The 21,596-nt window shown below is 70.6% G+C and carries 21 protein-coding genes; 9 read left to right on the top strand and 12 right to left on the bottom strand.

What is annotated here, in order from left to right; translation table 11 throughout:
- Window positions 1–55 precede the first annotated feature (55 nt).
- Both RM788_RS17040 and RM788_RS17035 read left to right on the top strand, forming a co-directional pair.
- Window positions 56–379, top strand: a complete 324-nt coding sequence (locus RM788_RS17040) for a PadR family transcriptional regulator (protein ID WP_315932670.1) — start codon at window positions 56–58, stop codon at window positions 377–379.
- Window positions 376–1,533, top strand: coding sequence for a DUF1700 domain-containing protein (locus RM788_RS17035; RefSeq protein ID WP_315932669.1), 1,158 nt, complete (start codon window positions 376–378; stop codon window positions 1,531–1,533). The genes RM788_RS17040 and RM788_RS17035 overlap by 4 nt, the downstream gene beginning before the upstream one ends.
- Window positions 1,534–1,581: 48 nt before the next feature.
- On the opposite strand, the gene RM788_RS17030 is transcribed toward RM788_RS17035, so the two are convergent.
- Complete coding sequence (locus RM788_RS17030) at window positions 1,582–2,019, bottom strand: MarR family winged helix-turn-helix transcriptional regulator (protein WP_315932667.1); 438 nt, start codon at window positions 2,017–2,019, stop codon at window positions 1,582–1,584.
- A 319-nt stretch (window positions 2,020–2,338) separates the two neighbouring features.
- On the opposite strand from RM788_RS17030, the gene RM788_RS17025 reads away from it, so the two are divergent.
- Together RM788_RS17025 and RM788_RS17020 are read left to right on the top strand one after the other, a co-directional pair.
- Window positions 2,339–4,852: a DUF4118 domain-containing protein gene (locus RM788_RS17025; protein ID WP_315932666.1), complete on the top strand. Its 2,514-nt coding sequence runs from the start codon at window positions 2,339–2,341 to the stop codon at window positions 4,850–4,852.
- The gene (locus tag RM788_RS17020; RefSeq protein WP_315932665.1) at window positions 4,849–5,532 is read left to right on the top strand and encodes a response regulator; all 684 of its coding nucleotides are present in this window, start codon (window positions 4,849–4,851) and stop codon (window positions 5,530–5,532) included. Before RM788_RS17025 ends, RM788_RS17020 begins: the two co-directional genes overlap by 4 nt.
- Window positions 5,533–5,850: 318 nt before the next feature.
- Here the strand turns inward: RM788_RS17020 and RM788_RS17015 are convergent, their stop codons facing one another.
- Together RM788_RS17015 and RM788_RS17010 are read right to left on the bottom strand one after the other, a co-directional pair.
- Window positions 5,851–6,438 carry a hypothetical protein gene (locus RM788_RS17015; protein ID WP_315932664.1) on the bottom strand — a complete coding sequence of 196 codons (588 nt, stop codon included), beginning with the start codon at window positions 6,436–6,438 and terminating at the stop codon, window positions 5,851–5,853.
- A gap of 123 nt (window positions 6,439–6,561) precedes the next feature.
- Window positions 6,562–7,134, bottom strand: coding sequence for a hypothetical protein (locus RM788_RS17010; RefSeq protein ID WP_315932662.1), 573 nt, complete (start codon window positions 7,132–7,134; stop codon window positions 6,562–6,564).
- Window positions 7,135–7,361: 227 nt separating this feature from the next.
- Here RM788_RS17010 and RM788_RS17005 point away from each other — a divergent pair, with 227 nt between their 5' ends.
- The 4 genes from RM788_RS17005 (at window position 7,362) to smc (ending at window position 12,827) form a co-directional block, all read left to right on the top strand.
- Complete coding sequence (locus RM788_RS17005) at window positions 7,362–7,649, top strand: acylphosphatase (RefSeq protein WP_315932660.1); 288 nt, start codon at window positions 7,362–7,364, stop codon at window positions 7,647–7,649.
- Between the two features lie 51 nt (window positions 7,650–7,700).
- The gene (locus RM788_RS17000; RefSeq protein ID WP_315932658.1) at window positions 7,701–8,189 is read left to right on the top strand and encodes a sigma-70 family RNA polymerase sigma factor; all 489 of its coding nucleotides are present in this window, start codon (window positions 7,701–7,703) and stop codon (window positions 8,187–8,189) included.
- Window positions 8,186–8,878, top strand: coding sequence for an anti-sigma factor family protein (locus RM788_RS16995; protein WP_315932656.1), 693 nt, complete (start codon window positions 8,186–8,188; stop codon window positions 8,876–8,878). The genes RM788_RS17000 and RM788_RS16995 overlap by 4 nt, the downstream gene beginning before the upstream one ends.
- A 106-nt stretch (window positions 8,879–8,984) precedes the next feature.
- Window positions 8,985–12,827 carry a chromosome segregation protein SMC gene (gene smc / locus RM788_RS16990; protein WP_315932655.1) on the top strand — a complete coding sequence of 1,281 codons (3,843 nt, stop codon included), beginning with the start codon at window positions 8,985–8,987 and terminating at the stop codon, window positions 12,825–12,827.
- Window positions 12,828–12,863: 36 nt separating this feature from the next.
- Here the strand turns inward: smc and RM788_RS16985 are convergent, their stop codons facing one another.
- The 7 genes from RM788_RS16985 to RM788_RS16955 all read right to left on the bottom strand — a co-directional run bounded on the left by RM788_RS16985 (window position 12,864) and on the right by RM788_RS16955 (window position 17,708).
- Complete coding sequence (locus RM788_RS16985) at window positions 12,864–13,148, bottom strand: hypothetical protein (RefSeq protein ID WP_315932654.1); 285 nt, start codon at window positions 13,146–13,148, stop codon at window positions 12,864–12,866.
- Between the two features lie 187 nt (window positions 13,149–13,335).
- The gene (locus RM788_RS16980) at window positions 13,336–14,073 is read right to left on the bottom strand and encodes a lysophospholipid acyltransferase family protein (RefSeq protein ID WP_315932652.1); all 738 of its coding nucleotides are present in this window, start codon (window positions 14,071–14,073) and stop codon (window positions 13,336–13,338) included.
- A gap of 23 nt (window positions 14,074–14,096) precedes the next feature.
- Window positions 14,097–14,435, bottom strand: a complete 339-nt coding sequence (locus RM788_RS16975) for a hypothetical protein (RefSeq protein ID WP_315932650.1) — start codon at window positions 14,433–14,435, stop codon at window positions 14,097–14,099.
- A gap of 49 nt (window positions 14,436–14,484) precedes the next feature.
- Window positions 14,485–15,318 carry an ESX secretion-associated protein EspG gene (locus RM788_RS16970; protein WP_315932649.1) on the bottom strand — a complete coding sequence of 278 codons (834 nt, stop codon included), beginning with the start codon at window positions 15,316–15,318 and terminating at the stop codon, window positions 14,485–14,487.
- Window positions 15,315–16,691 (bottom strand): hypothetical protein, encoded by a 1,377-nt coding sequence (locus tag RM788_RS16965; protein WP_315932647.1) that lies wholly within the window; start codon window positions 16,689–16,691, stop codon window positions 15,315–15,317. Before RM788_RS16965 ends, RM788_RS16970 begins: the two co-directional genes overlap by 4 nt.
- 3 nt (window positions 16,692–16,694) lie before the next feature.
- Entirely contained in the window at window positions 16,695–17,297 is a 603-nt protein-coding gene (locus tag RM788_RS16960; RefSeq protein ID WP_315932646.1) for a DUF3558 domain-containing protein, read from the bottom strand.
- Window positions 17,298–17,309: 12 nt separating this feature from the next.
- On the bottom strand, window positions 17,310–17,708 hold the full coding sequence (locus tag RM788_RS16955; RefSeq protein WP_315932645.1) for a hypothetical protein: 399 nt from the start codon (window positions 17,706–17,708) through the stop codon (window positions 17,310–17,312).
- A 259-nt stretch (window positions 17,709–17,967) separates the two neighbouring features.
- Between RM788_RS16955 and RM788_RS16950 the strand changes: the two genes are divergently transcribed.
- On the top strand, window positions 17,968–18,900 hold the full coding sequence (locus RM788_RS16950; protein WP_315932644.1) for a GNAT family N-acetyltransferase: 933 nt from the start codon (window positions 17,968–17,970) through the stop codon (window positions 18,898–18,900).
- On the opposite strand, the gene RM788_RS16945 is transcribed toward RM788_RS16950, so the two are convergent.
- Together RM788_RS16945 and RM788_RS16940 are read right to left on the bottom strand one after the other, a co-directional pair.
- Complete coding sequence (locus RM788_RS16945; protein ID WP_315932642.1) at window positions 18,886–20,427, bottom strand: sodium:solute symporter; 1,542 nt, start codon at window positions 20,425–20,427, stop codon at window positions 18,886–18,888. The genes RM788_RS16950 and RM788_RS16945 overlap by 15 nt on opposite strands.
- A complete protein-coding gene (locus RM788_RS16940) occupies window positions 20,414–21,571 on the bottom strand; it encodes an anhydro-N-acetylmuramic acid kinase (protein ID WP_315932641.1) in 1,158 nt (385 codons plus the stop codon). The genes RM788_RS16945 and RM788_RS16940 overlap by 14 nt, the downstream gene beginning before the upstream one ends.
- Window positions 21,572–21,596: the final 25 nt, after the last annotated feature.

Genomic DNA, 21,596 nt, shown 5'->3' with positions numbered 1-21,596 from the left:
GACACTACTGCGCATTCCGTAGTACTGTTCACGGCACATCACCGGGGAGAGCTGCATGGACACAAGCCAGTTGTTGAAGGGGGTGCTGGACCTCGCCGTCCTCGCGGTGCTCCGCGCGGAGGACGGGTACGGCTACGACGTGCTGAGGAGACTCCGCGCGGGAGGTCTGGACGAAGTCGGGGACGCGTCGGTCTACGGGACCCTGCGCAGGCTCTACAACGCGGGCCTGCTGACCTCGTACGTGGTTCCGAGCGAAGAGGGTCCGCACCGGAAGTACTACAGCCTCAACGAGCCGGGGCGGGAACGCCTGGCCGAGTCGGGAAGGACATGGCGGTCGTTCGCGCACACGCTCGACGACCTCCTGGGGGTGGTGGCATGAGCAGCACGCACACTCGCGCCGAGGTCCAGGAGTACCTGGACCGGATGCGCGCCGCGCTCGCCGACCTGCCGGACGTCGAGATCTCCGAGATCATGGACGACGCCGGCGCGCACGTGGTGGAGGTCGCCGACGAACTCGGCGAGGAGTTCTCCGCCGAGGCGCTGACGACGAGGCTGGGCACGCCGGAGGTGTACGCCCACGAGCTGCGGGTCGCGGCGGGCTACCCGCCCGCTTCGTCCTCAGCCGCCGTCGCGGTCCCGGCGACACCGGTGTTCGCGGCGCGGTTCGCGTTCTGGGCGCTGGTCGCGGGCACGGCCGCCGCGTTCGGCGTGGGCATCGGCGGGCGCGACGGGCTCCCGCTGGCGCTGCTGGTCGCCGTGTTCCTGGTGTGGGCGATCATCCTGCTCAACCGCAAGGCGGAGCTGATCGGCCAGGTCGGCGCGCTGCCCGAGGCGGTCGCGCTGCGCACGGCGCTGGAGCAGGCGGAACGGGGTCAGGCCGCGAAGGGGATCGCGTACCTGAAGTCGTTGCAGCCCGCCTGGTGGCTGGCGCGCGCGGTGCTGATCGCGATCTCCGGCCTGGTGATCGACGGCATGTCGCCGGTCTTCCTGTTCGGCCTCGTGCTCGCGGGCCTCGCGCTGGTCTCCGGCCCCAAGGCCAAGGAGGACCGCCGCTGGCTGTGGGTGAGCCTGCCCGCCGCCGCGCTCGCCGCGGGGACCGTGCTGTTCATCCTCGGCTCGGTCATCCCCAACGGCGGGTACAGCCGCTCCCAGCCCGCGCAGTACCTGCCCCAGGGGCCTTCGCTGCCGGGCAACATCTACGTGTTCGACCAGCAGGGCAGGCCGCTCACCGACGTCTACCTCTACGACGAGGACGGCCAGCCCATCGTGACGTCGTTCTACGGTTGCGACTACCACGGCGAGTACCACGAGGACCGGGACGACAACCGGTACCCGCGGCCCCAGGTGGACCGCGGCAACAACGGGAGCTGCCGGGAGATCACCGGCGTGCCGTTCGCGGTCGCCGTCCCGGCTTCGCCCGCCCCGCCCACCACCTCACCCTCCGGTTCCGCTTCCGCGACGGTGGACCCCTCCAGTTCGGTCACGCCACCCTCGAGCGTGTCATCGTCGCCGCCGACGGTGCCCACCTCGTAGTGACCGCGGGGGAGCGGGACCGGTCGGGGGTCCCGCTCTCCCGCACCTTCACTGCTGCGCGGGCTCACCGAGTCTGCGCAGCAGTGGTGTCGCCGCCAGCAGCAGTTCCTGCTCGGACGGCGTCAACTGGGCCAGCCGGTCGGACAGCAGTTCCGCCTCGCCGTGCGCCATGGAGATGATCGTCTCCCGGCCGGGTCCGGTCAGCTCCACGATCGTGGCGCGACCGTCGGCCGGATCGGGTTCGCGGTGCACGAACCCCGACGTCTCCAGACCCGTCACGACGGTCGTCGCGGTGGGCTGCGAGCACAACGCGCGCACCGCGATCTCGCCGATGCGCATGGGGCCGTGCATGGCTAACTCCGACAGGACGAGCATCTGGGTCGGCTGCAGCCGCCGCACCGATGCCGTCTGGCGAAGACTCCTCACCAACCTGTGCACCGCCACGACGAGTTGCAGTGCTTCCTGGTTGGTCACACTGGTGGTCATAACGGTCCTCCGCGTGCTCACTCTGAGGTGAGCGATTGTCCGAATTCGGACAGGACATTCGCACTTTCGCACCACTCGTGTCCAGCGTGAGCGACGAATAGTGTCCTCTTGCTCGACCGCACCACACCTTTGTCGTAACGCTGCAGGTCCTGGTCCCGAGGCCTACCGCCATCAGGATGAGACCGCTCGGACTGTCAAGAACATGCCAATTCCGGCGTCGCTCGCGTCAAGATGCCGTCAAAGGACCACGAACGGGTGTTTTCCCGGCGCACTGTGCGTCCATGCCGAACAACGTCCACCAGCGTGCACACTGACCGGCGTGGACGATCGACGCAGGCGCGGTGAGCTGCGCATCTACCTCGGGGCCGCGCCGGGCGTCGGGAAGACGTTCGCCATGCTCGGCGAGGCGCACCGGCGGCGCGAACGCGGCACCGACGTGGTGGTCGGCCTCGTCGAGACGCACGGCAGGGAGAAGACCGCGGAACTCGTCGCGGGCCTGGAAGTGCTGCCGCGCAAGGAGATCCGCCACCGCGGGCTCGCCGTCGAGGAGATGGACGTCGACGCGCTGCTCGCCCGGCGGCCCGAGGTCGCGGTCGTCGACGAGCTCGCGCACACCAACGCCCCCGGCTCGCGCCGCGCCAAGCGCTGGGAGGACGTCGACGAGCTGCTGGAGGCGGGCATCGACGTGCTGTCCACGGTCAACGTGCAGCACCTGGAGAGCCTCAACGACGTCGTGCAGCGCATCACCGGCGTCCCGCAGCGCGAGACCGTGCCGGACGAGGTGGTCCGCCGCGCCGAGCAGATCGAACTGGTCGACCTCACCCCCGAGGCCCTGCGGCGCAGGCTCGCGCACGGCAACGTCTACCCGGCCAGCCGGATCGACGCCGCGCTCGGCAACTACTTCCGCCCCGGCAACCTGACCGCGCTGCGCGAGATCGCCCTGCTCTGGGTGGCCGACCAGGTCGACGTGGCGCTGCGCCGGTACCGGGCCGAGCAGAGCATCACCGACACCTGGGAGACCCGCGAACGGGTCGTCGTCGCCATCACCGGCGGCGGGGAGAGCGAGACCCTGATCCGCCGGGCCCGCCGCGTCGCGACCCGTGCCGGCGCGGAACTGCAAGTGCTGCACATCCTGCGCGGCGACGGGCTCGCGGGCGCCGCCCCCGCCGCCGTCGCCCGCTACCGGGGGCTGGCCAAGGACGTCGGGGCCACGTTCCACACCGTCGTCGGCGACGACGTGCCGAGCGCGCTGCTGGAGTTCGCCCGCGGCGCCAACGCGACCCAGCTGGTGATCGGCACCTCCCGGCGCACCCGGTTGGCGCGGCTGTTCTCCGAGGGCATCGGGGCGACCGTGCTCCAGGAGTCCGGGCCGATCGACGTGCACATGGTGACGCACGGGCGGTCCGGTTCCCGCTGGCGCGCGGCCTTCGCGCGCAGCCCGCTGCGGACCTCGCGGCGCGTCGCGGGCTGGGTGCTGGCCGTGCTGGCGCCGGTGCTGGCCACGGTGATCGGCGTGTGGCTGCGCGACGACCTCATCCAGTCGACCAACGTCGTGGACTACTTCCTCGCCACCGTCCTCGTCGCGCTCGTCGGTGGACTCGGCCCCGCGGTGTTCGCCGCCGTGCTCTCCGCGGTGCTGCTGAACTTCTACTTCACACCGCCGCTGTTCACGTTCACCGTGGACACCCAGCAGAACGTCGTCACGCTGGTCGCGATGGTCGTGGTCGGCGTGACCGTGGCGCTGGTCGTGGACCGCGCCGCCCGCCGCGCCGCGCAGGCCGCCCGCGCCCGCACCGAGGCCACGCTGCTGGCCTCGTACGCCCGGACCGTCCTCACCAACCCGTACCCGCTCGTGCCGCTGCTGGAGGAGGTCAGGGAGAACTTCGGGCTCGTGTCCGTGGTGCTGCTGGAACGGACCGACGGTGATTGGGCGCGGGTGGAGAGCGTCGGCGTGGTCGCCGACGGCGAACCCGACGTGGACGTCCCGGTCACCCCGGACGTCCGGCTGGTGCTGCGCGGCCGACCGCTGCCCGCGTCCGACCGGCGGGTGTTGGAGGCCGCCGCGGGCCAGGCGCTGCTCGCCCTGCGGCAGCAGCGGATGGCCGACCAGGCTCGCGACGCCCGCCGCCTCGCGGAGGGCGCGGAACTGCGCACCGCCCTGCTGTCCGCCGTCGGCCACGACCTGCGGACGCCGCTGACGTCCATCAAGGCCGCGATCGGCAGCCTGCGCGACCCGGAGCTGCGGCTGTCCGACGAGGACGTGGCCGAGCTGAACGAGACCGTCGAGGTCTCCGCCGACCGCCTGACCGGCCTGATCGACAACCTGCTGGACTCCTCGCGCCTCGCGACCGGCGCCGTGCGCCCCCTGTTCCGCGCGGTCGGCCTGGACGAGGTGGTCGCACGCGCGCTGTCCGGAGTGGACGACCCCCGCCGCGTCGAGGTCGACGTGGACGAGCAGCTGACCCCCGTGCGCGCCGACGTCGGACTGCTGGAGCGGGTCGTCGCGAACGTCGTCGACAACGCGCTCCGCCACGGCGGCGGGGGAACCGTCGCCATCCGCGCCAGTGAGCACGCGGAACGGGTCGAACTGCGCGTCGTCGACCACGGCCGAGGACTCCCCAAGGGCACCACCGACGCCGTCTTCGCCCCGTTCCAACGACTGGGCGACCGCACGACCTCCCCCGGCGTCGGCCTGGGTCTCAGCGTGGCGAAGGGGTTCACCGAGGCGATGAACGGCACCATCAGGGCCGAGGACACACCCGGCGGCGGACTCACCATGGTCATCGCCCTGCCCTCCTCCGACTTCGACGCAGACGAGGAGGTCCCCGCATGACCAGGGTCCTGGTGGTGGACGACGAACCGCAGATCGTGCGCGCCCTCCGGATCAACCTCACCGCACGCGGCTACCAGGTCCTGACCGCCCACGACGGCACCACTGCCTTGAAGGCCGCCGCCGACGGCAAACCCGACGTGGTCATCCTCGACCTGGGCCTACCCGACCTGGACGGAACCGACGTCATCGCCGGCCTGCGCGGCTGGACCTCCGTACCGATCATCGTCCTCTCGGCCAGAACCGACTCCTCGGACAAGGTGGCCGCCCTGGACGCAGGCGCCGACGACTACGTCACCAAGCCCTTCGGCATGGACGAACTCCTGGCCCGCCTACGCGCCGCCGTCCGCCGCTCAACCACATCTCCCACACCAGACGAGGACGCACTGGTGGAAACAGCGTCCTTCACCATCGACCTGGCCGCCAAGAAGGTCCACCGCAACGGCACCGAAATCCACCTGACCCCAACCGAATGGGGCCTACTGGAAATCCTGGCCCGCAACCGCGGCAAGTTGGTAGGACAAAAACACCTGCTCCAGGAAGTCTGGGGCCCCGCCTACGCCAAGGAAAGCCACTACCTACGCGTCTACCTCGCCCAACTCCGCCGCAAACTGGAACCGGAACCCGCCCACCCCCGCCACCTGCTCACGGAACCGGGAATGGGCTACCGATTCGAGCTGTAGCGCACTCGCGGCCTGCTGGGTTTGTCCGGCGCAGCTCGGATGCCCTATCCGTCGCGGAGCGAGGGATAACCTCATCGGCGCAGCCGCCCCCTCGCATCCGGCGCGGAGCGCCCACCGCCTTGCCGACGCGCAGCGAGGTGCCTTGTCAGGCGAAGCCTGATGCTGGCGTAGCCAGACCTCCCCCTGCACCCGATACAAAGCCGCTCTGGGCTCGCAGCACCTTGTCAAGGCATCTTTCCAGCCTTGACAAGGTGCTGCGAGTCTAGAACACTCGGCGACCGGGTGCAGCCGTGTCCACCCACCACGCAACCAGGAGCCTCACGGCTCCACAGGCTCCCCAGGCTCCTCAGACCTCTCCGGCACACTCACCGAAGTCTCCACCGGCCCGGCACTGGACGACGCCGTACTCGGCTGCGACCGCGTAGTAGGCGGGTTGCTCGTCGGCCTCCGAGTCGTCTGCTGCTCACTGCTCGTCGACTCCACCGACGTCACCACCACCTCCGACGCCTGCTCACCAGACGTCACCCCGGTAGCCGCCGCGTTCCGCACCCGCTCCTGATCACCCTTCGGCTTCCCCGACACCGTGATCACCACCGTCGACGTCGACCCGTCCGGCGCCACGCTGAACGACGTGCTGGTCTCGACAACGCTCTCCTCGACCTCCGCCTGCGCCTTCGGAGGACCGGCCTCGGGCTTGCTACCACCACCCGCCAGCAACGACGCGAGGGTGGCGCACACAGTCGCCACCAGAACCCCACCCGCCGCCAACAACACCACCGAAGAAATCCTCTTCTCCGGCGCCTCCTTCAACCCCGACGACCCGGACGACCCCGGCGACTCCGGCGATCCCGATGCCTCCAGCGACTCCCGCATCCCCGACGCCCCCGACTGCTCTTCCTCGAACACACCATCTCCCTGTGGGAAACCCGGTTGGATGGTTCCGTGCCCGACTTATCGGCGGAAAGCGCTGATCACCTCACCGTTGGGGCCGCCTCCCACACCTTCGTGTGGCTCTAGCCCTCCCAACCGTCACCGATCCGACGCCCCGTCGTTCGACGCCCCACCAGAAGCCCCACCGGACGTCCCACCCTCAGACGGCGGCGTCGTCGGCTCCGTCGGCGACGGCGGATCAACGGTCGGATCCGTAACGGTCGGCGGGTTGCTGGGGCTGGAATGCGTGGGCGGGTTCTCGGTGCGCGGCGTGGTGGTGGTGCGCGGCGGCTGCGGCTGCTCGGTCGTGGTGTCCTCGACCGTGGTGGTCGTCGTGGTGCCGTCCGCCCGCGTCACCGTGGTGACCTTGGTCTTGATCTCCGCGACGGTGGCGGGCGCCTCGTCGGTCGCCGGCGCCTCGGACGACGGGGCCGGGGCCTCGGAACTCGCCTTCGGCTTGATCTGGGTGTTGCTCAGCGTGCTGCGGGAGACGACGTCGTCCCGCAGGATCGGCTTCGCCGGGGTCGCCTCGTCGTTCGGGCTCCCGGTCAGCGCCGCGACGGCGGCGAAGAGGGTCGCGACCACGACGCCCGCCGCGGCCAGCACGACCTTCGGGGCCACGCGAACCCGTGCGCTGTCGGGTTCCGGAATCTCGTTCAGCCCGTCGCTCACACCATCTCCTGAGATCGTCGTCCAGAGGGGGAAGGGCCCGTGGTGGTGAACGAGCGGCGGCGCGCCGCGTCACGGTGGCCGAGCGGGTTCGTCCGGGATCGGACAAAACGGCTCGGGGGTGTGGCGAAGCCGGTTGACAGGTCACTCCGGCCGGCGCTCACGGTCGCGCACCGTACCACCATCGGGTGAATTACAGGCGTGTGCTGAACCGCTGGCAGGATGGATGCGTGTCGACAGCAGAGCCGGACGTCCGGTTGACCGCGTGGGTGCGCGGCGAGGTCCAGGGTGTGGGGTTCCGGTGGTGGACCCGCGCCCGCGCGCTGGAACTCGGCCTGGTGGGCAGCGCCTCGAACCTGCGGGACGGGCGCGTCGAGGTGAACGCCGAGGGTCCGGCGGCCACGTGCAGGCAGCTGTTGGTCGCACTGCGTTCAGGGGGTTCACCCGGACGGGTGGACGCTGTGGTAGAACGTTGGTCCGATCCGAGGGGAAACCTGGTGGGTTTCGTGGAGCGTTGAACGAGTTCTGCCCCAACGGCGTAGTAAGTCGTTGTGGAGCCCGGTGAAGATGTGGTCAGGCAGTTGTACGGTCGCTGGCGCGGACCGCTGCACGGCTATGTCCTCCGAATGGTCGGCGGCGACTACCAGCACGCCGAGGACATCGTCCAGGAGACGCTGTTCCGGGCCTGGCGCCACTCCGACGAGCTGAGCCCCGAGCAGGCCGGTCCGTGGCTGTACACGGTCGCGCGCAACCTCGTGGTCTCCGGCTACCGGCGCCGGGTGGCGAGGGCCACCGAGATCCCGATCGAGCCCGACGACCTCCCGCCCGTGGCCGACGAGGTGGATCACGTGTTGCAGAGCTGGCAGGTCGCCGAGGCACTCCGCGCGCTCAGCGCCGACCACCGCAGCGTCGTGATCGAGCTGTACTACCGCCGCCGCACCGTGACCGAGGCCGCCAAGTCGCTCGGCATCCCGGCCGGCACCGTCAAGTCCCGCAGCTTCTACGCCCTCCGCGCCCTCCGCGACGCCCTCGCCGAGAGAGGGGTGACCGAGTCGTGAGCTGCTTCCAGATCACGTCGCTGGGCGCTTACCTGCTCGGAGCGCTGGACCCGGCCGAGCGGTCGGTGTTCGAGCGCCACCTCAACACCTGCCACGTGTGCCGCGAGGAGCTGATCCGGCTCGCCCCGCTGCCCGGCCTGCTCGGCCAGGTGAACCTCGCCGACCTCGAGCTGCCGTTCGACGACCCCGACCCGTACGACAACCAGCCGCTGCCGCCGATCACCGCGCTGCGGTCGGCCCCGGAGCCGCGGCCGAGGAAGTCCCGCCGGACGCTGCTGCTGGTCGGCGCGGGTGTGCTGGTGGTGCTGCTGGCCGTGGTGGGCCTGTTCCTCCCGCGCCTGGTCGGGGGCGATCCGGTCAAGGTGGCCGCCCCTTCCTCGACCGCGCCCCCGCCGCCGACCTGGTCGGCGATGGACGGCAAGACCGGCGTCGCCGCGTCGGTGGCGATGGTGAGCCACGGTTGGGGCACCGAGGTGCGGCTGCGGCTCAAGGACGTGAAGCCCGGTCTGCGCTGCATGGTCGTGCTGTACGCCAAGAGCGGCACCCGCGAGGTGGGCGGCTGGTGGGGCACCAGCGAGACCGAGAACGAGGTCATCCCCGGCTCCTCGTCGTTCGCCGTCGACGGCATCGACCACATGGAAGTGGTGGCCGACCAGCAGGTGCTGGTGACGCTGCGTCCACCCGGCTGATCATCGATCCGCTGGTCAGGGGCCACGCCTCCCACGTTCGGGGGGCGCCCACGGGTACCCTCCACCGGACGACTTCCGATCCAGGACGCGGGAAGGCCGACCGGACGTGCACCTGAAGAGCCTGACGCTGAAGGGTTTCAAGTCCTTCGCCTCGGCCACGACGCTGCGCTTCGAACCCGGCATCACCTGCGTCGTCGGCCCCAACGGGTCCGGCAAGTCGAACGTGCTGGACGCGCTCAAGTGGGTCATGGGCACCCAGGGCGCGAAGGACCTGCGCGGCGGCAAGATGGAGGACGTCATCTTCGCGGGCACGTCCGGCCGCGCCCCGCTGGGCCGCGCCGAGGTGACGCTGACGATCGACAACGCCGACGGCGCGCTGCCCATCGACTACTCCGAGGTGTCGATCACCCGCCGGATGTTCCGCGAGGGCGCCACCGAGTACGAGATCAACGGCAGCTCGTGCCGCCTCATGGACGTCCAGGAGCTGCTGTCGGACTCCGGCATCGGCCGCGAGATGCACGTCATCGTCGGCCAGGGCCAGCTCGCCGCGATCCTGGAGTCCAAGCCCGAGGAGCGCCGCGCCTTCATCGAGGAGGCCGCGGGCGTCCTCAAGCACCGCAAGCGCAAGGAGAAGGCGCTGCGGAAGCTGGAGGCGATGCAGGCCAACCTGACCCGCCTCACCGACCTCACCGCCGAGCTGCGCCGCCAGCTCAAGCCGCTGGGCAAGCAGGCCGAGATCGCCCGCCGCGCCCAGACCGTGCAGTCGGAGCTGCGGGACGCCCGGATGCGCCTGCTCGCCGACGACCTGGTGACCCAGCGGTCCCAGCTGGCCCGCGAGGAGCAGGACGAGGCCACGGCCCGCGCCCGCCGCGCCGAGGTCGAGGCGTCGTTGCAGGTCGCCCAGGTCCAGCAGAACGACCTGGAGGAACTGGTCGCGGCGGACGCCCCGAAGCTGTCCCGCGCCCAGGACACCTGGTACCGGCTGTCCGCGTTGGAGGAACGCCTCCGCGGCACCGTGCGGCTCGCCGTGGAACGCGCCCGCCACCTGTCCGCCGCCGTCGAGGCGCCGCGCGGCGGCCGCGACCCGGACGAGCTGGACGCCGAGGCCGAGCAGACCGCCGAGCTGGAGCTGGAACTCGAGGAGGGCGTCATGGAGGCCCGCATCGGGCTGGCCGAGGCGCTGGAGATCCGCACCGAGCTGGAACGCATGGTGTCGGCCGCCGAGAAGGCGCACCTGGCCGCCGTGCGCGCCGTCGCCGACCGCCGCGAGGGCCTGGCCAGGCTGTCCGGCCAGGTCGAGGCGCTGCGCAGCAAGACGAACGCGACGTCCGAGGAGATCGAGCGGATGTCCGCCGCGCTCGCCGAGGCGACCGCGCGCGCGGAACTGGTGCAGGTGGAGCAGGCCGAGCAGGAGGCCACCACCGGCACCGAGGACGAGGGCGACCTCGGTCTCGACGAACGCCACCAGCAGGCCGTGCGGGCGAACGACGCGGCCAAGGAGCGGGTCGAGGAGCTGATCAGGGCCGAGCGCACCGCGGAACGCGACATCGCGTCCTGGCGGGCCCGCGTGGACGCCCTGTCGCTGGGCCTGACGCGCAAGGACGGCGCGGGCGCGCTGCTCGCCGAGGGAGACCGGCTACCGGGCCTCCTGGGCTCCGTGGCGGCGCTGCTGACCGTCGAACAGGGCGCCGAGGTCGCGCTGGCGGCCGCGTTGGGCCCGATCGCGGACGCGGTGGCGGTCGCGGGCGGCCACGATGCGCTGGAAGCCCTGAAGCTGTTGAAGGAGCACGACTCCGGGCGCGCGGGCGTGCTCGTCGGCGGCGCCCGCGCGACCGTGGACACGGCCTCCTGGCCCGCGCTGCCGCCCGGCGCCCGGTGGGCCGTCGAACTGGTCCGCGCCCCGGACGGCCTGCGCCCCGCCCTGCACCGCGCGCTCGACCGCGTGGCCGTCGTGGACGGCCTGGACGCCGCCCGCGACCTCGTGACCGCGCACCCGGACGTGCGGGCGGTGACCCGTGAGGGCGACCTGTTCGGCGAGGACTGGGCCATCGGCGGTTCCGGCCGCAGCCAGAGCGTCATCGAGGTCCAGGCCGCCGTCGACGAGGCCGAGGAGAAGCTGGCGATCGCCGAGCACTCCCTGGAGGGCTCCGCCGCCGCGCTGGAAGGCGCCCGCGCCGAGCAGCAGGCCCGCCGCGCCGAGGTCGCCGCGGTCAAGGAGGAGCTGAACGAGGCCAAGGTCCGCCGCGCGCGGTCCTCCGAACGCCTCAACCGCCTCGCCCAGGCCGTCCGGTCCGCCGAAGCCGACGTCGAACGGGTCCGCGCCCAGCGCGCCAAGGTCGAGCAGGCCCGCGAAGAAGCCCTCGGCAAGCTGGAGGAGCTGGAGGAACGCCTGCTGATCGCGCAGGAGGAGCAGACCCTCGACGACGAGCCCGACTCCTCGCACCGCGACGAGATCGCCGCCGAGCTGTCGTCGGCCCGCCAGGGCGAGATGGACGCCCGCCTGTCGCTGCGCACCGCCGAGGAGCGCGCCCGCGCCGTGCAGGGCAAGGCCGAGGGCCTGCGCCGGGCCGCCCGCGCCGAGCGCGAGGCCCGCGAACGCGCCCAGCGCGCCCACGCGGCCCGTGCCCACGGCGCGATCATCGCCAAGGCCGTCGTGCGCGGCGGCGAGACGGCGTTGGAGCGCATCGAGGAGTCGCTGCGCAGGGCCGTCCACGAGCGCGACGTCGCGCAGGAGCGCCGCGCCAAGCACGAGGCCCTGTTCACGCAGGTCCGCGGCGTGGTGCGGGAGATGTCCGGCGAGCTGGAGAAGCTGACCGACGCCGTGCACCGCGACGAGGTGCTGCGCGCCGAGCAGCGCATGCGCATCGAGCAGCTGGAGACCAAGATCGCCGACGACTTCGGCATCGGTCTCGAGGACCTGGTCAGCGAGTACGGCCCGGACATGATGATCCCGCCTTCGCAGCCGGAGATCGCCGAGTACGAGGCGGCCAAGGAGCGCGGCGAGCAGGTCACCCCGCCGCAGCCGATCCCGTACGACCGCGACACCCAGTCCCGCCGCGCCAAGCGGGCGGAGCGCGACCTGTCGCTGCTGGGCAAGGTCAACCCGCTGGCGCTGGAGGAGTTCGCCGCGCTGGAGGAGCGCTACAAGTTCCTCTCCAACCAGCTGGAGGACATCAAGGCGACCCGCCGCGACCTGCTCACCGTGGTCAAGGACGTGGACGACAAGATCCTCGAGGTCTTCACCGCGGCGTACGAGGACGTGGCGCGCGAGTTCCTGGTGGTCTTCGCGACCCTGTTCCCCGGTGGCGACGGCAGGCTCGTGCTCACCGACCCGTCGGACATGCTCACGACGGGCATCGAGATCGAGGCGCGCCCGCCGGGCAAGAAGGTCAAGCGGCTCTCGCTGCTCTCCGGCGGCGAGAAGTCGCTGGCCGCGGTGGCGATGCTCGTCGCGATCTTCCGCGCCCGCCCCTCGCCGTTCTACGTGATGGACGAGGTCGAGGCGGCGCTGGACGACACGAACCTGCACCGGCTGATCGGGCTGTTCGAGCAGCTGCGGGAGAAGTCCCAGCTGCTGATCATCACCCACCAGAAGCCGACGATGGAGATCGCGGACGCCCTCTACGGCGTCTCGATGCGCGGCGACGGCATCAGCCAGGTCATCTCGCAGCGGCTGCGCGGCCGTGGCGCCAAGCCGGCTGTGATCAAGTCGACCGGAAAGGTGCCCGATCGGGACGCCGAAGCGGCGGTCGCGGTCGCCGACGGCGCTGTCGTGGCCGCGGAGGCCGCGGTGGCGAAGCTGGAAGCCGCTGCGCAGCCTTCAAGCCCTGCCGACGCCGCTGGTGCCGCTGAGCCCGCTGCCGGGCGCGTGGACACCCCCGAAGCCGTTGTCGGGCCCGCTGAGCCCGTTCCGGCGGCCGAGGCCGCCGACGAAACCCCGGTCGACTGAACGTCGACCAGGTGTGCTGGAGCCCTGCCCGCGGGCCTAGTTGAACCGGCGCCTGGAGGACGAGCGCTGCCGGGGCGCCTCCGACGAGTCGGGCTGCTGCTCGTTCTCGTCGACCACGAAGTTCGACGGCGAGTCGGACTCGGGGAGGAGCGGCGGCTGCTGGAACAGGCCCTCGTACTGGGTGTTGCCCAGGGCGCGGCCCGACGTGGTGCTCTTGTGCGTGCTCGCGGCCTGTTCCTTCGGGAACAGGTCAGGCGCCGTCTCGGAGAAGAGGGCGTCGTGGGTGTGCTCGATGATGGGATGACCTTCCTTGCCGGTCACGCACGCGTAGATCGACTGCGCATGTCCGACGGATCGGCCCCGCCGAGATCTCAGCTAGGGGCTGCGGGCGCCCGGTCACGTGACCTGGGGTCGCCTCGACACCCAGTATCGCACGTTTGTGCGAAGCACGTCGTGGAATACCGCGCGCCACGCGGGTGCGTTGCGGCACCCGCGTGGACCGGCGGTCCTATTCCTCGCGGCCGTTCGCGTCCAGCGCGGCGGCTTCCTCCGGCGTGGGCGCGGTGCCGCCCAGGTGCGCGGGCTGCCACCACAGCTCGTCGTCCTTCGGCTTCTCCGGGTACTCCTGCTGCGCCTGGTCCAACAGCTCCTGGACGCGCTTGTGCAGCTCGGCGTTGACCGCGTCGTGCTTGTCGCGCGGCTGCGGGTGCAACGGCTCGCCGATGAGGATGCGGACCGGCACGTGGCGCTTGGTGAGGGTGCGCGGCCTGCCCTTGGTCCACAGCCGCTGAGTGCCCCACAGGGCTGCCGGGATCAGCGGCACACCGGCCGACGCCGCGAGCCGGTTCGCGCCCGACTTCAGCTCCTTGACGGTGAAGGAGCGGCTGATCGTCGCCTCGGGGAAGATCCCGACCACTTCACCGGACCGGAGCGCGGCCAACGCCTCCCGGTAGGAGGCCAAGCCCGCGCTCCGGTCCACCGGGATGTGGTGCATCCCCCGCATGAGCGGGCCCGCGTAGCGGTTGGCGAAGACCTCTTGCTTCGCCATGAACCGCACCAAGCGCTTGGAGGGCACCGCACCGAAACCGGCGAAGATGAAGTCGAGGTAGCTGACGTGGTTGCTCGCCAGCACCGCGCCACCTTCGCGGGGTATGTGGTGCGCGCCGTCCACGGTGATCCGAACGTCGAGCACTCGGAACAGGGTCTTGGCAGCGGCGATCACCGGGGGGTACACGCGATCTGACATGACCAGAACGGTAGCTGGCCCGACTACCCGTCGGTGGCGGTGTCCTCCTTGCCGCGCATGGCGCGCGGTACGCCCGCCAGGTCCTCTTCGTTGCAGAGGAGCTTGAGGTCGTAGTACGGCGAACCCTTGCGGTCGTCGTAGTCCAGGTGGACGGCGATCACGTCGACCGGCTCGCCGAGCCAGTCCTGCGTCTGCCTGAGCCAGGACGCCGCCCGCTCCAACGCGGTGGGCAGGTCGTCGTCGCGGAACTCGACCGGGCGGTAGGGGACTCCCTGTACCGCGTCCCGCTGATTTGCGGGCAGGGGCAGGTCTACCGCCACCCCGGTTTCGTTGAGTTCGAGTTGGATCGTTTTCTCACTCACCTTGGAAGGGTCTCCCAACCGCTGTTCGGCTGCAAGCCCGTCCCCCTGTTCAGACGTTCGGGATCGTCGCGGGCAACATGCCCAGCCGCGCGGTCATCGTGCCGAAGTCCGCGGGCTGCACGGTGTTCCACGGCAGGCCGTTGCTGGACACCTGGTACTGAAGGTATCGGCCGCCGATGGTGTCGAAGAACGTCAAGGGCTTGGGACAGCGCACTTTTCGGCCGAGGTGGTTGCGCCGTGCGGCGTACAGCTGGCCACCGCCAAGGCGCTTCTCGGCGAGCAGCTTCCGCAACGCGGCCTTCTGCAGGTCCTGCGGCGTGGTCGCGTACCGGTTCTGCTCCAGGAAACCGCCCTCCTCCTCACGGGCGTGCCGCGCCTTGGGCTGCAGCGCGTCCGCGGGCAACGAGATCAGCGGCCCCTGACCGGGGCCGACCTGGGGGAGCACGGCCACCAGCGACTGCGGGGCCTCGTCGGCGCGCACCGGTTCGACCACGAAGTGCTTGTCCGCGGTCAACACCACCCGGATGGCGTCGTCGCCCGACACGGCCACCAGCGCCGACCGCGCCTCCTCGTCGCCGTGGTTGAAGAACGCCCAGTACTCGGTGCCCGCCTGCGCGATCAGCCGCAACGACCGCCCCAGGTCGGGGTGGACGCTGCGGCCGCGCGCGAGCCCCAGCCGTTCCAGGGCCGTCCAACCGCTCTGGAACAGCGCGAGGGCGCCGTTGAGATCACCGTCGGCGATCGCCGTGGAGTCGAAGTCGATCTGCGTGTACAACGCCCGGTGCAGCTCCGGCAACCCCTCGGCCTGCCAGGCGTTGTACAGCGCCACCACGGGCAGCACCACTCGGCTGCGCAGCACTTTGTCCCCCGCTTGTAGGTTCATCCACCGATGACCGGCGGCGCGACCATGGTCCCGTCGCCGAAGTACTCGTCACTCGGCTGCAGGTACTTCGAGGTGTGCTCCAGATCGTCGCCACCCTCGCCCTTGCCCCCGTGCCCACCGGCACCCATACCGCCCGCCGCACCCGCCGCGCCACGCCCACCGGCAGCGGCCCCACCGGGCCCGAACCCACCGGCCCCGGCCCGCGCACCGGTCTCGTTCACCGCACCGGTCCCACCACCGAACTGGTTGGCCGCCGCAGCGGCCCCCGGCCCCCCGATCCCACGCCCAGCCGCTCCGGCCCCAACGCCGGCGCCCGCACCCGCGCCGCCGCCCGCGCCCAGACCGCCGCCGCCCAGACCACCGCGACCGGCACCACTCGCCCCACCGGCCCCGCCGCCCAGCCCACCGGCGCCACCGGCCTTGGCGGAACCACCCGCGGGCGTCCCGAACTTGTTCGCCGGGTTCCGCGGGTCGTTCGGCGCGAACGGCCCCCCGATCGGAGTCGACCCGTCGTTGATCCCCGGCGTCCCCACCGGCGGCCGCCCAGGCGTCGGCGTGTTCGTCGGCGGCTGACCGGGGTTGTTCACCTCGGACGGATTCGTCGTCCCCCCGGTGTTGCCACTCGTCCCCGTGTTCCCACTCCCATTCCCGTTGCCGGTGTTGCCCGTGCCGCCGGGGTTGGTGAACTGGCTGTTGTCGAGAGAGCCGCTGGAGCCCTGGGTGTTGGGGGTGGAGTTGCTGCTGGAACTGCTCGAGGAACTGCTGCTGGTGGCGTTGGGGTCGCTGGTTTTGTAGTCGACGGAGGAGGTGGTGGTGCTGGAGCTGTCGTCGATGGTGGCGGTGGAGTCGGCCGGGGCCTCGAAGGTGGGCATGGTGGAGATCGCGAAGTTCGTGCGTTCGGCGTAGGTGTTGATCACCTGCATGTTCGCCTGGTCGACCTCTTGGCTCTGCTCGACCGCGTCGTCGTAGTCCGTGTCCCACGGCACGACCCCGTTGTACCAGGGCTTGTCCGGCACATCGACCGGCTTCTGAACCGAGTTCTGAGCGTCGCGGAAGGCGGAACTCACCTCGGTCGCCGCTGCTGAGCTCTTCTGCGCGCCCTCGCTGGTCATGTCCGCCCACGTCGACAACGGCGAGGTCGAGGAGCGCATGGAGTCCGCGGCGCTACCACTCCAACTCGCACCGGATTCCGTGACCGCTTTGCCGATCAAACCGCTGACGTCCGTCTGGAGGGTCGATACCTTCGCCCAGCCATCGCTGACCTGGTCGGTAGCACTGGCGTTGCCCTCTGTGAACCAGCCGTACACGGCCTTGGCGCTGACGCACATGCCCATCGGACTGGAGAAGAAGGTGCTCGTGTCAGACGGAGACATCGGTTAACCCTTCAGATTCTTGACGACAAGAGCGGCCGCCTTTTCGGTCGCGGCGCAGGGGGCGTTGTACTCGGGCAGTGCCTTGTTCTCCATGTTGATCTGGACGAGGAACACACCTTTGCTCGGCGTTCCCACTCCGGTCGAGCAAGAGCCTTTCGCGTCCGTGCCGTCCGTGTTGAAAGCCGGGTACTCCGAAACCTCGGTCGTCTCGAAGTAGGGGTTGTTGCTCTTGGCTTGTTGCGCCGCAGTCTCGAACGCGACGCCGTTCGTGGTGACCGCTACCGTGTAAGCAACGCCCTTGGTCACATCCTGTGCGGCCCACCTGCATTGGGTGGTCGCTTCGTTGCTGCTCTTCACGGGCGCTTTGAAGGTGCCCAGTTGGGCGATCTCGTCAGACTTGAGCAGGTCGCAGGGCTTGTCGGCGAACGCGTTGAGGGATAGCTCGGGAGCGCCTGTGTCCGTGGACGGTGCACTGCTCGTCGTGCCGGTCGCAGTGCCGGTCGAAACGTCGGGTTCCGCACTCGGCGTTCCGGGGTCCTTCTCGGAGCATGCTCCGAGAAGGCACGCGGAGACCGCCATGAGCAGAATCAGGCCGTTGGTCCTCAACAGGGTCATTCCTTAAGTCAGGGAGTCGCGAGCGGCGCCGTCGGTCTCTTGGTAGCTCGCGATTGATTTCTCGATGTTTTCAATCGTCTTCAGCAGGGCTTGGCGGGCAGCTTCGTTCGCCCAGCCGTAACCACCTGGATCGCCTCCGGCGACGGTTTTCATCGTCGTCGTCACGTTTCCGCTGTAGGGATCCTTGCCCGGAGCTCCCACGGAATTGATACCGACTGCCGCGTCGTAAGCCTCCTGCAGCTTGTCGACCGCGTCCTTCAACCCCTGGATCAGCTTCGGTGCCTCGTCGAGATCCACCTGCATCGCCGTGGAGCTGGGACCGGCAGCGGCCCCCAGGCCTGCGCCGATGGCAACGCCAACCGCCGCGCCAGCGGTTATCGCTTCGAATCCGATGAGTGCCATGACTCCGTGCTCCCCTCACACCCAGTCTTGTAGACGATGATGACATGGTCGTGGTTCCGCGTCCGGTGAATCGGCCACACATCCACTGACAGTGGTGCCGCTGACACCGAGCGTCCGGCGGCCGTTCGCCCACAGCGGAGCCACTCGCGGTGCCTGACCGGACGCCACGCAGGTGGGTGGCGTGGCCGGTGGCGGTCGTGCGTACCCACGCTCGAAAACTCCCTCGCTCAAGTCCGCCCGGAGGGTGACCATTCCAGACATGTACGACACCCGGTTCGCCGTCCCCGGCGACCTCAGCGCAGTCCTCGCGCTGCTCGTCCGCCTCCAGGCCGACAGCGCGCACCACATCGGCTACCTCGGTGAGACGCTCGGCGAGCTGACCGAGGAGCTCGCCGAGTTCGAACCCGATTGGCCGTCCTGCACAGTAGTGGCCACCGACGATTCCGGCCGCGTGTGCGGTGTGCTCAGCGTGGAGGTGGACGCGGAGCCCGCTCGGGCGTGGTTGCACGGGCCGTTCGTGGACGTGCCGGTGAACCACCCGGCGGGCAGTCGGATCTGGGACCAGACGGCTGACGTGCTCTACCGGGCGGCTGCTCCGCTTCTCCAAGGCACCGCTGATCGTGAGCTGTTCGGTCACACGTCCCACCGAAGACTGGCGGCGTTCGCCGAGCGGCACGGGTTCGCGAAGGGCAAGCCCAGCAGTGTGTTCGTGTTGGACGGTGACGGTCTGAGGGCTCTTCTCCTGCGTGAAGCGGGGTGTCCGCGCACCGGCCCGGCGCGGGAGATGCGGGTGCTGCCGACGGACGCGGCGGTGCACGAGGCGGTGGCGGTGCTGCACGAGCGGTGCTTCCCGCGCACGTACCTGTCCGGCGCGAAGCTCGTCGGCGACTCCCCGGACCGGACCGTGGTCGTCGCGATGGACGGTGGGCGGGTGCTCGGGTACGCGGCGGGCAAGCAGCAGGCGGAGGAGTACTACGTCGACTTCGTCGCGGTGGAACCGGACCTGCGCGGGCAGGGCGTGGGGGCGGCCCTGATCACCGAACTGGTGTGGAAGCTCGCGGCCGCGCACGGGGCGCGGCCGCAGGCCGCCGCGTCGATCCTCGCGGGCAACGAGTCGTCCGAGCGGATGTTCCACCGCCTCGGCTTCCGGTTGCACGTCGAGCTGGTCGCCTACCGGTCACAGGTCGCGTGACACCGCCGGTGCCTTGTGCCGCAACGAGAGCAGCCCGCCCACCACCAGGGTGATCAGCACCCCGATCGGGGTGTACCAGGGGTAGGCCAGGACCTTCGCCGTGGGTGATGCCGCGGCGAAGTCGATCTTCAGCGCGAGGTCGGCGCCGACGAACTTGACGCCGAGGATCACGAACGCCATCACCACGACCGTCGTGAGGAACGCGGCGATCGCGTCGGCCTGCCTGGCCGCCTTGAAGACCAGCCCGAGGAAGAACGCGCCGAGCAGGGCGCCGTAGGTGAAGCCCGCGATGGACAGGCCCTGCTCGACGATCGGGTTGCCGCGCTTGGTCAGCGTCGCGAACAGCCCGGCGCACACGATCAGCAGCCCCGCCCAGATCACCGTCCAGATGCGGCCCTGCTTGAAGAGGTCCTGCTCGGTGAGCTTGCGCCGCACCACGTGCTGGTAGACGTCGGTCACGGTCGAGGACGCCAGCGCGCCCAGCGACGAGCTCAGCGCGGCGGCCAGGATGCCCGCGATGACGAACCCGGAGAGCCCGGAGGGCATGTCGTTCACGATGAAGCTCGCGAACAGCTCGTCGTTGTTGTTGAGCCCCAGGTCCTTCACCGGGTTCGCGGCGTTGTAGAACGCCCACAGCATCACGCCGATGAACAGGAACAGCGCGAACTGCACGAACACCACGACACCGCTGGCGATCAGCGCCTTCTGGCTCGCCCGCACGTCCTTCGTCGCCATCAGCCGCTGCACGATCAGCTGGTCGGCGCCGTGCGAGGCCATGGACAGCACCGCGCCGCCGATCAGCGCGGTCAGGATCGCGTACGGGCTGGTCAACGGGCTCGACGTCACGTCGAACAGCTGGAACTTGTTGGCGTCCACGGCCTTGTCGAACCACCCGGTGGGCAGCTTCCCGGACAGCACGACGATCACCGCGACCGCGCCGAGGACGTACCAGAGCATCTGGATCGCGTCGACCCACACGACCGCGCGCACGCCGCCGAAGAAGCTGTAGAACACCATCGCGATGCCCAGCACCACCACGATCGTCCAGTACGAGGCGTCCACGCCGTAGCTGGTGAGCACGACCTTCACCGGGATCGCGGTGGCGAACAGCCGCAGCCCGTCGGCGAGCAGCCTGGTCAGCAGGAACGTCACGGACGCCGTGCCCTGCAGGCCCTTGCCGAACCGCTGGCCCAGGAACCCGTACGCGGTCACGAGGTCGCCCGCGATGTACTTGGGCAGCAGCACGAACGACACGACGATCCGGCCGAGCAGGTAGCCGATCGACAGCGACAGGAACGTCATCCCGCCCGCGCCGGGGGTCGCCAGGTAGGCGACCGTCGGCACGCTGAGCACGGTCAGCGTGGACGTCTCCGCCGACACGACGGACACGCACACCACCCACCAGGAGATCCGGCTCTCGCTGACGAAGTAGTCGGTGGACGATTTCTGCCTGCCGCCGATCCACACCCCCAGCAGGGGCATGCCCACCAGGAAGATCGCGATTATGGCGAGGTCAAGGGCGCGCACTGGTGCCTCCTGGATGGCCGATCCGCAGTCGGGTGACGGGTGTGGCGGCGGGTTCGGGGAGCCGAAGCGGCTCGCGGCCGGGCGTGACGCTCCCGAGCAGGCGCGGGCCGGTCGCGCCGGTCGCGGTGGGCACCGAGGACGGCACGCCGGACCACGTGAGGAAGCCGAGCAGCGCGCTCAGGTACGCCTCCTTGGCGTCCGACGGCAGGCCGAGCGAGTCGCTGGTGACCAGGTCGACGGGGCCGAGCGCGCGGGTCAGCGCGGCCACGAGCGCGGGGTTGCGCAGGCCGCCGCCGGATCCGACGACCACGCCCGCGCCGTGTTCGCGGCACGCGTCGGCGATGGTCAGCGCGGTCAGCGCGGTCAGCGTCGCCATCAGGTCCTCGCCGCGCACCGTCGGCAGCCCGGAGGTGGTCCGGTGCAGGTAGGCGAGGTCGAAGTGCTCCTTGCCGGTCGACTTCGGCGCGGGCAGCGCGTAGTACGGGTCGGCGAGCAGCGCGGCGAGGTAGTCCGGGGACGCGGTGCCACGTGACGCCAGCTCCCCGTCGACGTCGTGGTCGCGCAGGCCGTGCGACAGCTCGAGGACAGCGGCGTCGAGCAGCGCGTTCCCCGGTCCGGTGTCGTAGGCGATCGGGTCGGCGCCGGGCGCGACCACGGTGATGTTCGCGATCCCGCCGATGTTCAGCGCGACGGCGGGCCCGCCGGAGGTGGCGGCCAGGTCGGCCAGCCACAGCGCGTCCAACGTGCTGGCCAGCGGGGCTCCGTGCCCGCCCGCGGCGACGTCGCGCGCCCGCAGGTCGGCCACGACCGGCAGCCCGGTCGCCTCGGCGATCCACGCCGGCTGGCCCAGTTGCAGCGTCCCGAGGCAGCGGCCGTCCTCGACCCAGTGGTGCACGGTCTGGCCGAGGGAGGCGACCAGGTTGGCCTCGCCCATGGCGACCGCGGCGGCGGCGAACGCCTGCCCGAGCCGGGTGTCCGCCCGGCACAGCTCGGCGGCCGACCCGGTGCGCACGTCGGCCGGGAACGGGTGCTCGGCGTGCCCCAGCGGGGTCAGCACGACGGTGTCGCCGTCCAGGCGGAGATCGGCGAGAGCCACGTCGATGGCGTCCATCGACGTCCCCGAGATCACCCCGATGACCTTCATGTCGTGTGGTCTATTGCACCCGGCG

Source organism: Umezawaea sp. Da 62-37, assembly GCF_032460545.1.
Classification (GTDB): domain Bacteria; phylum Actinomycetota; class Actinomycetes; order Mycobacteriales; family Pseudonocardiaceae; genus Umezawaea.
This window is presented reverse-complemented; position numbering and strand designations above follow the sequence as displayed.